This is a genomic window from Paenibacillus sp. 05T425 (assembly GCF_056396205.1).
Genome location: NZ_JBFTLA010000006.1, coordinates 564,217 through 579,770 on the forward strand (window position 1 = coordinate 564,217; position 15,554 = coordinate 579,770).

A 15,554-nucleotide genomic window follows, 5' to 3' on the forward strand; every position below is an offset into this window, starting at 1 on the left:
ACTCTGCTAGATTTGAAAGGATGAACGCTTATGTACCACAAGACGCTGCCTTACCGCATTTTCAGCGTATTCAACTATATTTTACTCACCGTCATCTCTGTATGCTGCTTGCTCCCGCTGTTCCACTTGCTGATGGTATCGCTCAGCGATACCGCGCCCGCCAATGCCGGACTTGTCACCTTCTGGCCGATCGGCTTCACGGTCGAGGCCTACGTCAAGACATTCGACAACGCCAACTTCTTGGCATCGTTATGGATCTCGGTCAAGCGTACCGTATTCGGTACGGCGCTAGCACTGCTCGTAAACTCGCTTGCCGCCTATGCGCTGTCCAAAGACAACCGCGTATTCCGCGGCCGCAACGCCTATCTCTGGTATTTCGTCGTCACAATGCTGTTCAGCGGCGGCCTCATTCCGAGTTATATTCTTATCTTGCGTCTCGGGTTGATTAACAACCTGCTTGCGCTCATTCTTCCGGTCCTCGTCACCGTATACAACATTATATTGCTGCTTAACTTTTTCCGCACCGTGCCTAAGGAGCTGGAGGAAGCGACGTTCATGGACGGCGCGGGACATTTTCGAAGTTTTATTTCGATCTATCTGCCCATTTCGCTGCCGGCAATCGCCACGATCGCCTTGTTCACGATGGTTGGCCATTGGAACGCGTACTTCGACGGACTTATTTATATGAAGGGATCGGAAAATCTCCCGCTTGCGAGCTTCATGCAGACGATCATCGTGCAAGGGAATACGACGAGCTTCGAACCCGCCGTTATCGCCAATCTGTCGCAGCGGACGCTCCGCGCCTCGCAAATCTTTATCGGAGCCTTGCCTATCCTGCTCGTCTATCCGTTCCTGCAGCGTTTCTTCGTTAAAGGTATCGTTATTGGTGCGGTAAAAGAATAACAGGTTCAACCTCAGCCGTCCGCCCTTCATGGTGCGGACGGCTTTTTATATGTGCAAATAAGAGCCTAGACGCTCTCGTCGACTCAGTCTCCATCTGTAAGAGCATATATGCTCTTACACAACCGAGTAACCAGTTACTCCTGCGCTGTAAGAGCACATACGAGCTTACAGCCACCCTCGCCGTCCCACATCCGTAGAGAGAAGCACTGTAAGAGCATATACGCGGTTGTTCTCCAAAAGCAAAGAGGCTGCAGGCGTTCGGTACCGTCGGCAGCCCCTTGCGTTTGATTGTGCGGGGCGTTAATTATTTGATTAGCTTGAATGGCAGCGCCGCATTGGTTTTGCTGTTCGGTCCTACGAATGCAATGAATGCGCCTGCATCGCTTTCATGCGCAAGATCGGAATGGTAGTACCGCAACTGCTGCTCCGTGAGTACGAATTCCACTACACTGGACTCCCCTGGCTGAAGCACCACCTTGCGGAAATCCTTCAGTTCCTTCACTGGACGGACAACCTCGCCCGACAGATCACGCACGTAGAGCTGTACCGTTTCCACGCCAGCAACGTTTCCTGCATTCGTTACCTTTACCGTTACTTTAAGTTGATCGGACTCCTTCATCGTCTCCGACGACAAGCTTGCTTCACTATATGCGAATTCACTGTAGCTAAGCCCAAACCCGAACGGCAGCAGAGGCTCATTCGGAATGTCGAGATACTGAGACACGTAGCGAACCTGAGCATCCGGCGCGCCTTGCGGACGGCCCGTATTATACGCGTTGTAGTAAACCGGAACTTGACCGACGCTATACGGGAAGGACATCGTCAACCGTCCGGAAGGATTCGCATCGCCGAACAGCAATGCCGCTACCGCGCTGCCCGCTTCGGAGCCTGGATACCACGCTTCTAGAATCGCGTCCGCTTCCTCGTATACGCCATGCAGATCGAGCGGGCGTCCGTTGAACAGGACAGCTACGACTTGCTTGCCTAACGCCTTGAGCTTGCGAATCAATTCAAGCTGAATGCCTGGCAAGCGAATGTCCGCTCTGCAGCCGGCTTCGCCGCTCATATCCGAGTGCTCGCCGAGCGCCAATACGACGATATCGGCGGCCGTTGCCGTTGTAAGCGCCTCCTGCCACTGCTCCTCCGTCGCTGTTTCGATGCCGCAACCTTCCGCGACAAGCAGTTCAGCTGCATCGCCGAGCCTGTTTCTCATGCCTGCTTCCATCGTTACCGCGGCATCCTTCGAGCCTGTCCACGACCACGGGCCAAGCACGTCGCTGTGTCTGGCAAAAGGGCCGATAAGCGCGATCTTACGATCGGCTGACAGCGGAAGTGCCCCATCGTTTTTCAACAAAACGCATGATTTAACAGCCAGCTCTCTTGCCGTATCGCGATGCTCATCGCAAAACACGACTTCTGTCTCCCGCTTCGGATCTGCTGCACGATACGGATTGTCGAACAAGCCGAGCTTCTGCTTCAGCTTCAATATTCGCAGTACAGCCTCGTCAATAAGCTCTTCATTGACGTCCTTGCTCTCTACTAGTTCGGATAGATGACTCACATAGCAGGAGGTCATCATCTCAATATCTACGCCTGCTTTGATCGCTTTCAGCGCTGCTTCGGATTCGTCTGCGGCAATGCCGTGGGCGATTAGCTCCTTCACCGCTCCCCAGTCGGAAATAAGGATGCCGTCGAAGCCCCATTCCTCGCGAAGCAGCTTCCGCATCAGCTTGGAATTGCCGGTTGCCGGCACGCCGTCCACGGTGTTGAAGGAAGTCATGACCATCTCGCAGCCTTCGTCCAAAGCAGCTTTGTAAGCCGGCAAATAAAACTCGCGCATTTGGCGGTCGGACAGATCGACCGTATTGTAATCACGACCGCCCTCAGCCGCGCCGTATGCAGCGAAATGCTTCACGCATGCTGCGACCTTATCCATGTCTCCAGCCAGATCCGAGCCTTGGAAACCTCGTACGAAAGCGCGGGCATACAGCGAATTCAAGTATGGATCCTCGCCAGTCGATTCCACGACGCGCCCCCATCTCGGATCGCGAACAAGATCGACCATCGGCGCATACGTCACATGAACGCCGGATACGGCAGCCTCCTTCGCAGCAATGGCAGCGCTTTGCTCAGCCAGTTCCATGTCCCATGAGCAGCCGATTGCAAGCGGCACTGGGAAGATCGTTTTAAAACCATGCACGATGTCCGCCATCATAAGCAGCGGAATGCCGTGCCGATTGTTGCTTAAATGCGTGCGCTGCACGTTGATAACGTCCTGGGCGCCTGCCATTCCAAGTACGGAGCCCGAGTTGTGAACAGTCTCTTCCGTAATGCCAAGCGACTCCATCGGTCCCGTAATTTGTCCAGCGCCGACGGCGCCTTCATAGAAAGGTACGGCCAGTTGTATTAACTGGGCGATTTTTTCGTCCAGCGTCATTTGTTTGATGAGTCCGTTCAGATCAATGTCTTTACGGGATTGGGCTTGCTGCGTTTGAACTGAATTGTGATTTGACATGGCAGTCGCAACCTCTCCAAAATAAAATTGTATTTCAATCGAAACGTTTCGATTGATCCTGTAATCGATTATAATTCCGCATTATTCGGGCTGTCAAACCTTTAATTGCACCTTATATACACATAAATCCTCCTATTGATAAACAATTGTTAATGCGATATAGTCAAATATAGAATAAATAAAAACGTTTCACCAACGATATCGGAGGCACGAAACCATTGGCAAGCATCAAAGATATTGCAAAGCAAGCCGGCGTGTCCATCTCCACCGTTTCCTACGCGCTTAACGGAAGCGACAAGGTTACGAAGGAGACCGCTGCACGGATATTGCAGATCGCCGAGGAGCTGAATTACGTTCCTCACGCCGCCGCTCGACTGCTGAAGAAGAAAAAATCGAATCTGATCGGCATCTTCTTAACCGATTTCAGCGGCAGCTTCTATGGCGATTTGCTTCAAGGCGTCAAAGACTATTTGAGCGCCAAGGGTTATGACTTGCTCGTATGCAGCGGATCGCAATCCCGCCGCCTCATTCCGGAAGGAATGATCGATGGCGCTATTATTCTCGATGAAACTTTTTCCAATGAAGAGCTTCTTCAATACGCGGGGCAAGGGCATAGGGCGGTCGTGCTTGACCGCGAATTGCATCATCCTCTTATTAACCAGGTGCTGCTCGACAATAAAGCAGGGGCCACTCTCGCTATGGAGTTTTTGCTTGAACAAGGTCATGACCGAATCTATGCGGTAACGGGGCCGAAAGGCTCTTACGATGCCAACCAGAGGCTGCGCGCCATTCATCAGGTTGCCGAGCGCTCGCCCGGCGCGCAGTTGACCGAGCTTGAGGGGGATTTCAGTAAGGCAAGCGGCGCAGCGGCAGCTCAGCGAATCGTCGAGCAATATAACGGTCCAGCAGCCGTCTTGTGCCTGAACGATGAGATGGCCATCGGCGTGTATGGATACGTTCGCGACCATAGCAAGCTTATCATTGGCGAGCATATTCATCTGATCGGCTTCGACAACATCGAGCTGGCCCAATTCATCCAGCCTAGATTGGCTACCATCGATTATTCCATGCGCAAATGGGGAGCTCTAGCCTCCGAGCAGTTGCTCAAGATGTTAGCCGGCGACTCCGTCGACAACGAACGCATCTATGTCACGCTCATAAAAGGGCAATCCGTCCGGCCCAAATTCAAATAATCGACTAAAACAAAAAAGGGGAATCCAATGAGGGCAAGACAGGGGAAAATCTAGGGGAAGTGAATAAGTTGCTTGAAATCCACCATAATAGTCAGGTACACCTACCTACTGATTGGAGGATTAGACATGCTAGGTAACCTCGAGAGCAATTATGATTGCGCCAATGCCGGAGACGATCTTCATCAGCTCAAGCAGGAGCTGGAAGCGCTTCGTGGACAGCAAGCAGAAGATAAGGAATCTCAAGAAACGATCAATCGACTTGAAAATCAAATCTCGTTTATATTGAACAAATGCGATATCAACCATTAGTCTGACGTTGCATACAGAACGAATCCCCTGCCTCTATCCGCATATGCGGTGAAGCAGGGGATTTGTTTTTTCTAATTTCCATTGGTTCTGCGGTTGACGAAGTAAATGCTTAGAAGAATGAGCACAAGGCCGGCAAGCAAAGACATCGTGAAAGGCTCGTCCAGAAACAGCGTCCCGATTAGGATAGCGATGAGCGGGATTAGAAACGTAAACGAGGCCACCTTGCTCGCTTCGCCCGAATCCATCAGTTTATAGAAGATGATCCAGCCAATCGCAATGACGAAGATCGATATGAACAATAAAGCGATTATAAAGCCTAAGCTCCATTCGACTTCAGACCAGCTCTCTACCCCCGAACCGACAGCCGTCATGAATAAGCCGCCGATCAGCAGTTGGTTCGTCACGAGCCAGATAGGATCAACGCGAGCGCTCGTCTTCTTCACATATATCGTTCCTAATGCCCAGCTAAACGCGGAACCAAGCGCTAGCAGTATTCCTTCTACGGATATATGGCCTGAAAGTCCGCCCGCTCCGCTGCATATGACGCCTACGCCCGCGAAGCCGAGTAATAGTCCGCCGATCTTCATGACATTCATTGATTCGCCGAGCCACAGCCACGAAAAGATGCCGACGAGCACAGGCTGGAGGAATACGATTGCCGAGAACAACCCCGAAGGCAAGTAATTTAATCCGATTGTCTGCAAGCCATAGTACAAAATAACATTGACGATCGACGATACGACATAGATCACCCATGTTTCCTTGAGCCGAAGCCGACTCCATCTCGGAATGGCGACTGCGAGCAGCAGTAAACCGCCGATCAACGTTCTAATGCCTGAGAACAATACAGGCGGCATGTAATCCAAAGCGTATTTGGACACAGGCCAATTGATCCCCCATACGATAATTAAAAAAGCGAGCAATAAGCTCGTCTGCAGCTTAGATAATGCCGGCATGTGTCATTCTCCCTGATGTCTGACTTTCCATAGCGTTTAACAAATGACAATACTTATCCAATCGAAAGCCCCGAAAAAAATTCCATCAGGGCCGTTGCGCAGATTAAATGTTCAAATGTCCTAGGCTTGCTCCCTTGACGAATATCCGCTCGATGCTCTTCTCGACATTCGGATCGGGAATAAGCGGAGGCGCTTGATGCGGCTTTACTCTGGCATCAATAATGACGTTATCGCAGCTCCAATGCTTATGCTCATAGAAGCTGTTCACTCCGTACATGTCGTGCGACGGATTGCTGCGCGTGAACGTAGCCCACAGGAAATTGCCTAAGGTCTCGCTCATGAACGAGCTGTCGTCGGCGACAATAATGATGGGGCATGATTCAAGCGGCCCTCTCTCCGCAATAGCTTCGCTTAGGCTGGCCATCTCCAGCTTTGCGCTGTCATAATCGGTGAACGCCGCGCCTTGCAAGACGGCGATCCCCGGCATAATCATACGCGGATTGTCATAGCCGCTCAGCAGCTTAAGCGGCTCCGGCGTCTCGCTGCAGAGCTCGCGCTTCTTATCCCCATAGGCAGCGAACACGACTTTACTGCCGCTATTTATACCCGTCCCCGAATAGTCGAGCGTATCGATCGTCGTATTCGTATAGAAATGAATATCGCGTCTCAAGTCAAGACGTTCCAATATATAAGCCAGGAAATCCGCTTCGCGGTGCGTATCAAGCGGCTGCTTCTCTTCCGCCGTAATGAACAAATATTTGGCAAGACTTAGCTGCCCTGTACCAAGAATCCGATTGGCAATCGTGAGCAGCTCGGCAGGCTGCTTCACCTGCTGGTATGGCGTGTAGCGCTCGCTGCCGATAGCGAACAACAAAGGATGAACGCCCGCGGCATCGACCGCGTGAACCTGCTTCACGCCAGGAATCTCCTGCTTAATCGCATCTCCCGTTAGATCATGAATGAGATTGCCGAATGCCGTATCTTCTTGCGGCGGACGACCTACGACCGTGAATGGCCAGATGGCGCCGGGCTTGGCGTATACCTTATGCACCTTCATGAGCGGGAACTCATGGGTCAAGCTGTAATAGCCCAGGTGATCGCCGAACGGGCCTTCCGGCTTCGTCTCGCCGGGATGAATCTCTCCCGTAATGACAAAGTCGGCATCATTGCTAATGCAATATCCGTCGACATAGCTATAATTGAAGCGTCGACCTGCAAGCAGACCTGCGAACGTCATTTCGCTTAAGCCCTCGGGCAGCGGCATAACCGCCGACAGCGTATGCGCGGGAGGGCCGCCGATGAAGATGCTTACCTTGAGCGGCTGCCCCTTCCTCGTGGCCTTCTCCTGATGGATTCCAATGCCCCGATGTATCTGATAATGAAGACCGACTTCCTTGTTCATCTCGTATTCGTTGCCGCTTAGTTGAATGCGGTACATCCCGAGATTGGAATTCATAATGCCCGGCTTATCCGGATCCTCCGAGTACACTTGCGGCAGCGTTACGAAAGCTCCGCCATCCATCGGCCAGCTCTGGATGAGCGGCAAGTCGGAGATGTTCACTTCGTGAAGCGCAAGCGGACTGCGCGTCTTCTTCGCGGGGAGCGCATTCCAAGCCGCTAAGCCTGTTCCGATATTGCTGAAGGGCCGCTTCAGCGCGCTCATCGGATCGCTGCGAACAGCCATTACCTTCTGAACTGCATCCCATGTTTGGCGGAAGATGAACATGCTCCGCTCCGTCGTACCGAACAGATTCGATACGGACCGGAACTTCGTTCCTTTCACATTTTCGAACAATAAGGCAGGTCCTCCCGCCTCAAAAACTTTCATATGAATAGCCGCCATCTCTAAATACGGGTCAACCTCTTCCTTAATTCGAACGAGATGGCCGTTTTTCTCAAGATCAATTAAACATTGCTCCAAACTACTATACATAGGAATAGCTCCATTCATCGCGTCTTGTCCTGCTACTTGTCCCAAGTATACCAACCTATCGGCGCAAAATGAAGGTTTATCCGGACTGGCATACAATGTTCACAATTAAAACGACAGAGAGGCTGAACCTGCCGTTGCTCAGGTTCAGCCTCTCTGCTCTCGTCCGTTATTCTTATATCCACTGCAACTTGCTCAATAAATTATAGATCGCTTGCGCCGTTTCTGCGCGGCTCGCTTGATCCTGAGGAGCGAACAACGCTGCTGATTGGCCCTTCATTAAGCCCAGCTCGATAGCTTTCGCAACACCATCCGCAGCCCAGACGGAAACTTTCTCCCCGTCTTTCAAGCTTGCCAAGCTTGCTTGTTCCGATGCCTTCTTGCCGCTCGCTAGTTCATAAGCCCGCACCATCAATATCGCCATCTGCTCTCTTGTGATTGTCGCATTCGGTGCGAAACTCGTCTCCGATACACCTGTTACTAACCCGGCCTTGTATGCAGCCGCAATACTTCCTGCGTACCAATCCTGAGCATCCACATCCGTGAACGGCGTAACCCCGTTATCGCTTGTCAGCCCGAGCGCATTAGCAAGCATCGTAACGAATTGCGCGCGTGACGTCTGTCCGGCAGGATTAAAAGATACAACTGTCACGCCATTCGCAATATGTTTCGAAGCGAGCACTTTGATCGTCTTATATGCCCAATGGGATATTGGCACATCAATAAATGACTTGTTATAGGCCATAACCGCATATTTGCTAAAGTGCTGCAAGCCGACGACGACTGCTGTCCCTGACGGATCAACCGTCCCGCCTACATATTCCCACGCCTTCGTCGCTTCGTTGTAGTAATAAACGCCGAGCAGCTCTTTATCGACATTATTAGAAGTGATAGGAAGCGTAATGACGACTGGTTCAGGGAAAGACGATAACTTCACTTTCTTACCTTCCTTATCCGTAAGGAAAAGATCGAGTTCGAACACTTGGCCGCCGAACGTCAGGTTCGGACCGGCAGGTGTATCTGCCTGTGCAGCGCCATGAACGCGAACGGTGACCTTAGCATCTATCGCCCCAGGAAGCAAACCGATCAATTGCGCAAGAACAGCATTCGGAATCGTGATGGACATTTCATCCGATTGAATGACAACGGGATGGTTGCCAGCTGCTTTGATACTGTCTACCGACAGTTGCGCCTCCGTCTCCCCCGGAGACAGCTCCGCTACCGCTTCCTCGCCTTGCAGCACAAGCTTGGTATCCTCTCTCGACTGCTCAGGGAGGGTTGGCTGATCCACTGGAGGATTGCTTGTATTCTGTGACTTCTGACCGCTAATGACAATCATTATAGTGCCTTTGACGCCCGAACCGTCCGATGCTGTCGCCACTGCTTTGATTTCTCCGTTCTTCACGGCCGTTAATAATCCGTCTACACTTATCGTTGCTTTATCTGTCGGGCTGTCGTCAGGCGACGAAACTGACCATACTACCGCATCATTATCCGCATCGGCTGGCAGTACTTCGGCATTCAATTGCAGCGTTCCGCCCTTAGCCGTAATCGTGGTTGCACCGCCTGCTGTTGTGACTGCAATACTTGTTAGGGGATGTTGTCCGCTAATATCGACGGTTAGAAAACCCGTTACGCCAGAGCCGTCTGTTGCAGACGCCACAACGTTCACAGAACCGTTATCGACCGCGGTCAACAGACCCGAACTGCTTATCGTTGCCAGTGCCGTAGGCAAGCTATCCGTTCCGGTTACCAACCAAACGTACTCTTTATTGTCCGCATCTGACGGCCGAACCTCGGCATTCAACTGCAAAGTACCGCCTTTTGTCGTAATCGTTGACGCACCGCCTGCTCCTGTTACCTCAATATCTGTAACCGGATGTTGTCCGCTAATCGCAATCGTAAGACTGCCAGTTATCCCCGATCCGTCGATGGCCGTAGCTACGGCTTTGACTGTACCGTTATCGAGGGCGGTCAATACGCCGTTATCGTTAATTTCCGCTGCTGTCGTCAGTTCTCCGCTCGAATCCGTCACGGACCAGATTACGCCTGGATCGTCAGCATTGTCCGGCGAAACGGCTGCGAACAGCTGCAGCTCTCCGCCTGCGGTTGTAATCGATGTTGCATCGTCTTCAGCCGTTACGATTATTGCAGTGACGGGATGTTGACCGCTAATTTCGATGATCGCACTCCCTGTTACCCCCGAACCGTCAACCGCCGTTGCAACTACCTTTACTGCACCGTTATCGAGTGCGGTTACCAGACCGCTTACGCTAATCGTCGCGAGCTCTGTCTCCTCATCATCTGCTCCCGTGACCGACCAAAAGACGTCCGTATCATCTGCATAGACCGGTAGCGCCTGCGCAGTCATTTGGAGGGTTCCGCCTTTCGCCGTAATCGCTTCCGCTCCGCCAGCGCCCGCTACTTCAATCCCGCTCACCGGCACCGGCACCGTACCGTCACGGTAAACCGTAATCTCATGGACGGACCACCAACTGCTATTCGTTGCCGTCTGAACAAGCTTCAAATAGCGAGCCGTTTGATCGGCAAAATCGGATACAATGAGCGGACCGTTCGCCGTTCCCGCAACGAGCGCCGTTCCCCATTCTGCGCCATCATCAGAAATATAGATTTCATACGAACGCGAATAATCGTTGTTGCTTCCTCTTGAGTCCACTACGATTTTGTTAAACCATTGCTCCGCTTTCATATCGATGACGATCGATTGGCCGGGAACCATCGTCGTGCCTGAGCTCCAGCGGGTTGAAGGCTTATCGTCCAGCAGATTGGCGGTCGAATCGCCTGCCGGCGAAGCTGTTGCCGTCCATGTCTTCCGATCAAGCGATTTCTCCGTATCCGTGTAAACGCCGAATTCATCGACGGCCCACCAGCTACCGGCTGAGCCCGTCTGCACGACTTTAACGAATTGCGCCGTTAATGCTTCTTCGAAGTCAACGATTATGGATGCGCTGCCCGTTCCGCTGGCGACCGCCGTGCCCCAATCGATGCCGTCTTGCGAGATGTAGATCTCGTAACCGCGCGCATAGTCGTTATTGCCTGCCGGCAACGTAATCGACAAGCGTGAAATTTGCTTGGCCGACTTCATATCGATAGTAAAGTATTGTCCCGGCACCATCGGCGTTCCTGAGCTCCAGCGCGAGCTTGTATTGCCGTCTATTAGATTGCCGACGCTGCCAGTACCGGACGAGGCCGTTGCTGTCCATCCGCTTTGATTGTAAGTCGTTAATTCTCTTTGCGTCACGGCGCTTGCTTCATTGCTGGCCTCCGATTGATTTCCTGCGGAGTCTCGCGCTACGACCGTATAGCTGTACTCCTTCTTCGCTTTAAGTCCGGAATCGCTGTACGACGTGCCGTTCTCAGTGCCCACCTTCACGCCATCGCGATAGATATCATAGCTTTCAACGCCGATATTGTCGGTTGCAGCTGTCCAGGTCAGATCGATCTGCTTGCTGGACACCGCGAGCGCCGTTAAGTCTGTCGGTTCGGTAGGCGCTTCGCTGTCGCCTGTCGTATAATGCGTAACCGTCTGGCGCATCGCGCTTGCCGGCGAGTTGGCATATACTTTGCCGCCTGTGCCGTTAATAATATGCGTAATTTCGCTGCCTGCCACGCCGTTCAGCCATATCGCAGTCACATGATGGATCTTAACCCCCTCTACTCGCGGAACCTCCATCGCATTTTCCAAGTCAACGTCAGCGTCCCGGAAAAAGGAATAGATGCCAAGCCCCCACGCCTCGTGAGTCGTTACGTCGTCGCCAACCTTATAGGAAGCGTAGCCGTTAACGGTTCCGTCATGGCTCATCCAAGCTTCCTGGGAAGGCGGGTCGTATGGAATCTCGGACTGATAGAAGTACAGCCTGCCGCCATTGCCGTTCCAGATCGTCTGGTATTGCTCATGATGCTCGTTGAACAGCCCGTAGATCGTCACATCCTCGCCGTTCACGATGATACCGTTATTGCTTATATTCGTATCCCAGCTTGCTCCGGCGCCATGGTCCGCGCGCCATATCCAGAAGTGATCGCCAATGACGTCGTCGCTGTTCACGATAAGACCGACGTCTGCGCTGCCTGGAAGAAATCCGCCAATACCGAAGAATAGGTCCGCAATAAGGATCGGATTATCGGAATGGTCCACGCCCGAATTCTCCGTTCCAACGGTTAGGAGCGATGGAGACATTTCCTCTCCGGCAATAAAGAAGAGCGAAGACACGCTTACTCCATCCACGTCGGCGACCGTCATAGCCGGCAATCCTGTTGTTGGCACAAGCGAAGCGTATCCAAGACCCATTACGACGGTGTCCGGATTCTCTACTCTTATCGTATCGTCCAAGTAATAGAAGCCTGGCGTAAACAATAGATGAAGTCCATTATCAAGGGCTGCATTAATATCGTCCGCCGTCGAGCTCTCGGGATCAGCAATGTAAAAATCGCTAATCGGCAGCGAGTCGCCGGGAGTCGAGCCGTCCTTCCAGCTAACGCCTACTTTATCGGTTTGCAATGAAGGTACAAAAACGTTATATTCGCCGCTATCGTCGATATAGAGATAAGGCTTTTCCTTAATCGCCGGCGTTTCATCGATGACTGTATAGGGCTGTGCCGGGAATGTTCCTTCGGGCGGATTCGTATCGCCGACGAACATCATATTCCATACGCCGTTCAACCAGCTCGTATACTCATTATTTCGGGAGAAAAATTGTTGCTGCGATGCCGGAAGTATGGTGCCGTCGATAATCGAATCCGCGATATAGCCGCCGCTCGCCCAGCCCGCATCCCAGCTTGATGTAAAGTCGAATAAATTAATCTTCCCGAGCACATGCACGCGCCGCATCGGTGCGGCCTGCGACACCGCCCACTTCGCATCGGTCAGTGTTGGCGGATTTTTGGTCAGGTCAAGCGGCTTAAACGATAAATTTTCCACCGAACGCCAAAAATTGCGTGTCGCATTGCCGTTATCCCACTTGGCATCGGCCGTAACGCCGCCGTTAATGAGAACATCGTCCGGGTCTTGGCCAAGGCCTGCTACTTGCGTGTAAAAGCCGACTCTCACGTTCAGATTGTTATAGACGCCTGGCTTGAATAGAAGCGAATAACGGCTTTGACCGAACTCCGCCCGCTCCTGTTCGGCGAAGATGTCATCAACTTCCGACTGGATCGTCGCTATATCCATCGTAGGATCATAGACTTTCACATTGGGGCCGAGGGCCACAACCGTCGTGCCCGCAAATTCTGCGGATAGACTTGATTCTCCGCTCTCCCTTAACGTAGACACCTTGTAATAATAGGTTGTATTCGTCGCCAACCCTTTGTCCGTATAGCTTGCAGTTGCAATAGAAGCATCATTCACCTTCTCGTATGGCCCTGAACTGCTTGGTGCCCGGTAAATATTGTAAGCGATTGCATTTTCAGCGGCTGACCAGCTCAACTGAGCAGAATTGACCGTCATTATGCCATTCAAGTTTTCTGGCGCAGATGACGAATCAGCATGAACCATTGTCGCGAACCCGTTCAGTACTAAGACGAGAACAATAAATACGGTTGCCATCTTCCTCACGAATGTTACCTCCCGAATCGTTTTTTTGCTTCGTTACGACGTCTAACTATCCTTCGATTAAATAGTAGCAATTGGCGCGCGGTCGTTATAGGTAGCATTTTTTAGATAAGAGGCATCATTTTTTGGACTTTTGCACTTGCCTCGCGTACAAGCACTGCATGCTTGGTCCAATGCCATTGAACTTGACAACAAACTACAGACAGAGTACTCTAATTAGAGTACATTATATAGAGTGTAGATAAAGAGCGGAGAGTGGAGCCATGAAAAGTTTTTTGAAGCACAAAGGGATTGCATCAGGCATATTCATGATGGTTTTTTATCAAGTCGTAATGATCGTTATTTTCATGTCGGGTTACAGCGCTATTCCCAAAAATGTAGACCAGCTTACCGTTTCCATCGTGAATGAGGATGCGCAATACGGTGACGAGTTCGTAAGGCAAATGCAAGAACAGTTGCCGCTTAAAGTCATATTGGATGACTCATTGGATCATGCTAAGAAACAACTTGATGACCGCAGCTCCCATCTGCTTATTCATATCCCGGCCGATTTCTCACAGATGCTGTCAGAGCAAGGCGAGCAAGCAAAGCTTGCGTTTTTCATTAATCAATCCAATCCAGCGTCTGTCGTCAGCACCGTCCAGAGCGTAGCCGATCAAATTTCTAATCAAATGAKCTCGCAACTGCTCGCTCAGTCGACGCAAGGTGCGCTGCAATCGCTKAACGTCCCTGAGGAGCAGTCAAAACAAATGACAGAAGCGATTCAGAACAAGTTTGCGGCTAGTATCGTTATGACGAACCAACCGCCTGCCGGGATGCACAATCAGATGGCGCCGATGTTTCTAACGATGTCTATCTATGCCGCTGCCATGATCTACTCCATGATGAGCATTGGCGCTTTGAATGAGCTGAAGACTAAGCTCGGCAAGTGGAAAGCGTTCATGTCGTTGCAGGGCGTTAACGTACTGCTGTCGCTTATCCTTCCGCTCATTGGAATATCGATTTATTTTGCCGTTCAAGGCTACGGCTTCGAAACGTTTGTTCATATGTGGCTTACTCAGTCGCTGGAAATGTTCGCAGCTATCGAATTCACAAGCATCTTCTGCATCTTGCTCGGCCAGGCCGGTATGCTGGTGAACCTGCCGATCCTGCTTAGCCAAACGGTCAGTAACGGCGCTGTGATGCCGCAAGATATGATGCMGGGTTTCTTCAAAGCCGTTAGCCACGTTACGCCAATGTTCTACAACGTTCAATTGGTCTACAACAACTTATTCGGCGGAGGCCGAACAGGCTATTATGTGCTCGGGCTTGCTCTTGTCGCGGTCGGCGCGCTTGTTATCAACACCGTTATTCATGCTATCAAAGGCCGCAAATCGGAGGCCGTTCAAGAAGCTTCAGAGCTAACCGGCACCCAGCAACCGCCTGCTCCACAGCCAATCATGATGTAAAGTTTACGTAATTGTTACGCTTTCTAATGTGCTATTATAGAATTCAAGGGCCGGCAGACGATTTCATAGTCCTGCCAGCCCTTTTGTCTGCCGTTGCTAAGGAGGCCATAATGACACTTCAAATTTTTATATTGGGAACGTTAAGCGAGGGTGAGCGCCATCCCTACGATCTGAAGAAGCAGGTGCTCAAATCATTGGACAGCGCCATATCCATTAATGATGGAACGCTGTATTATCATTTTGAGGTACTTGCCAAAAAAGGCTTAATCAAAAAAATTAAAGTCGTTCAATCGGATAATCGTCCCGAGAAAACGACTTACGGCATAACGGATAAAGGACGTAAGGCGCTGGAGGATGACATCTATGCCGTCTTCCAGAACGTCACGAACATAACAACGCTTTACTCCTCGCTCCTATTTCTCGATAAAGTCGATAAGCACAAGCTGGCTTATCTCATTGAGGAATCGATCAATCGTATGGCCAAACGAATAGAACTCATCGAAAATAGCGATCCCGAGCTTCTTCACGACATTCCGGAGAATAAGCTTGTGCCGGTCAAGCTTATCTCTGAGCATGCCTATCAAATGCTCCAAAACAACCTAACATGGCTGCAGAAGCTGCTTGCCTATGTTAGGGGCGAATAAAGAACGGAGGCTGCCCGCATGGGCAGCCTCTTCTTTTAATTGGATAATGTATATTGAATTATGGACAAATAACATCTATAATGGATA

The 15,554-nt window shown here is 51.3% G+C and carries 9 protein-coding genes; 5 read left to right on the forward strand and 4 right to left on the reverse strand.

The window, feature by feature from the left end; translation table 11 throughout:
* Window positions 1–30 precede the first annotated feature (30 nt).
* A complete protein-coding gene (locus AC1DF0_RS16640; RefSeq protein ID WP_477574672.1) occupies window positions 31–903 on the forward strand; it encodes a carbohydrate ABC transporter permease in 873 nt (290 codons plus the stop codon).
* 304 nt (window positions 904–1,207) lie between these two features.
* Here AC1DF0_RS16640 and bglX read toward each other — a convergent pair whose 3' ends face one another.
* On the reverse strand, window positions 1,208–3,418 hold the full coding sequence (gene bglX / locus AC1DF0_RS16645; protein WP_477574673.1) for a beta-glucosidase BglX: 2,211 nt from the start codon (window positions 3,416–3,418) through the stop codon (window positions 1,208–1,210).
* A gap of 218 nt (window positions 3,419–3,636) precedes the next feature.
* On the opposite strand from bglX, the gene AC1DF0_RS16650 reads away from it, so the two are divergent.
* Window positions 3,637–4,611, forward strand: coding sequence for a LacI family DNA-binding transcriptional regulator (locus AC1DF0_RS16650; protein ID WP_477574674.1), 975 nt, complete (start codon window positions 3,637–3,639; stop codon window positions 4,609–4,611).
* Window positions 4,612–4,737: 126 nt separating this feature from the next.
* On the forward strand, window positions 4,738–4,920 hold the full coding sequence (locus AC1DF0_RS16655) for a DUF2524 domain-containing protein (RefSeq protein ID WP_442051241.1): 183 nt from the start codon (window positions 4,738–4,740) through the stop codon (window positions 4,918–4,920).
* Between the two features lie 71 nt (window positions 4,921–4,991).
* On the opposite strand, the gene AC1DF0_RS16660 is transcribed toward AC1DF0_RS16655, so the two are convergent.
* The 3 genes from AC1DF0_RS16660 to AC1DF0_RS16670 all read right to left on the reverse strand — a co-directional run bounded on the left by AC1DF0_RS16660 (window position 4,992) and on the right by AC1DF0_RS16670 (window position 13,369).
* Window positions 4,992–5,876, reverse strand: a complete 885-nt coding sequence (locus AC1DF0_RS16660; protein ID WP_442051240.1) for a DMT family transporter — start codon at window positions 5,874–5,876, stop codon at window positions 4,992–4,994.
* Window positions 5,877–5,979: 103 nt separating this feature from the next.
* Window positions 5,980–7,809: a UbiD family decarboxylase gene (locus AC1DF0_RS16665; RefSeq protein ID WP_477574675.1), complete on the reverse strand. Its 1,830-nt coding sequence runs from the start codon at window positions 7,807–7,809 to the stop codon at window positions 5,980–5,982.
* A 172-nt stretch (window positions 7,810–7,981) separates the two neighbouring features.
* The gene (locus AC1DF0_RS16670; protein ID WP_477574769.1) at window positions 7,982–13,369 is read right to left on the reverse strand and encodes a discoidin domain-containing protein; all 5,388 of its coding nucleotides are present in this window, start codon (window positions 13,367–13,369) and stop codon (window positions 7,982–7,984) included.
* A 269-nt stretch (window positions 13,370–13,638) separates the two neighbouring features.
* Between AC1DF0_RS16670 and AC1DF0_RS16675 the strand changes: the two genes are divergently transcribed.
* A complete protein-coding gene (locus AC1DF0_RS16675) occupies window positions 13,639–14,823 on the forward strand; it encodes a YhgE/Pip domain-containing protein (protein ID WP_477574676.1) in 1,185 nt (394 codons plus the stop codon).
* A gap of 110 nt (window positions 14,824–14,933) precedes the next feature.
* Window positions 14,934–15,467 carry a PadR family transcriptional regulator gene (locus AC1DF0_RS16680; protein ID WP_477574677.1) on the forward strand — a complete coding sequence of 178 codons (534 nt, stop codon included), beginning with the start codon at window positions 14,934–14,936 and terminating at the stop codon, window positions 15,465–15,467.
* The last annotated feature ends 87 nt before the right edge of the window (window positions 15,468–15,554 follow it).

Coding starts and splice junctions, on each gene's coding strand:
- AC1DF0_RS16640 (WP_477574672.1), top strand. CDS start 31: ATGTACCACAAGACGCTGCCTTACCGCATTTTCAGCGTATTCAACTAT.
- bglX (WP_477574673.1), bottom strand. CDS start 3,418: ATGTCAAATCACAATTCAGTTCAAACGCAGCAAGCCCAATCCCGTAAA.
- AC1DF0_RS16655 (WP_442051241.1), top strand. CDS start 4,738: ATGCTAGGTAACCTCGAGAGCAATTATGATTGCGCCAATGCCGGAGAC.
- AC1DF0_RS16660 (WP_442051240.1), bottom strand. CDS start 5,876: ATGCCGGCATTATCTAAGCTGCAGACGAGCTTATTGCTCGCTTTTTTA.
- AC1DF0_RS16665 (WP_477574675.1), bottom strand. CDS start 7,809: ATGTATAGTAGTTTGGAGCAATGTTTAATTGATCTTGAGAAAAACGGC.
- AC1DF0_RS16670 (WP_477574769.1), bottom strand. CDS start 13,369: ATGGCAACCGTATTTATTGTTCTCGTCTTAGTACTGAACGGGTTCGCG.
- AC1DF0_RS16680 (WP_477574677.1), top strand. CDS start 14,934: ATGACACTTCAAATTTTTATATTGGGAACGTTAAGCGAGGGTGAGCGC.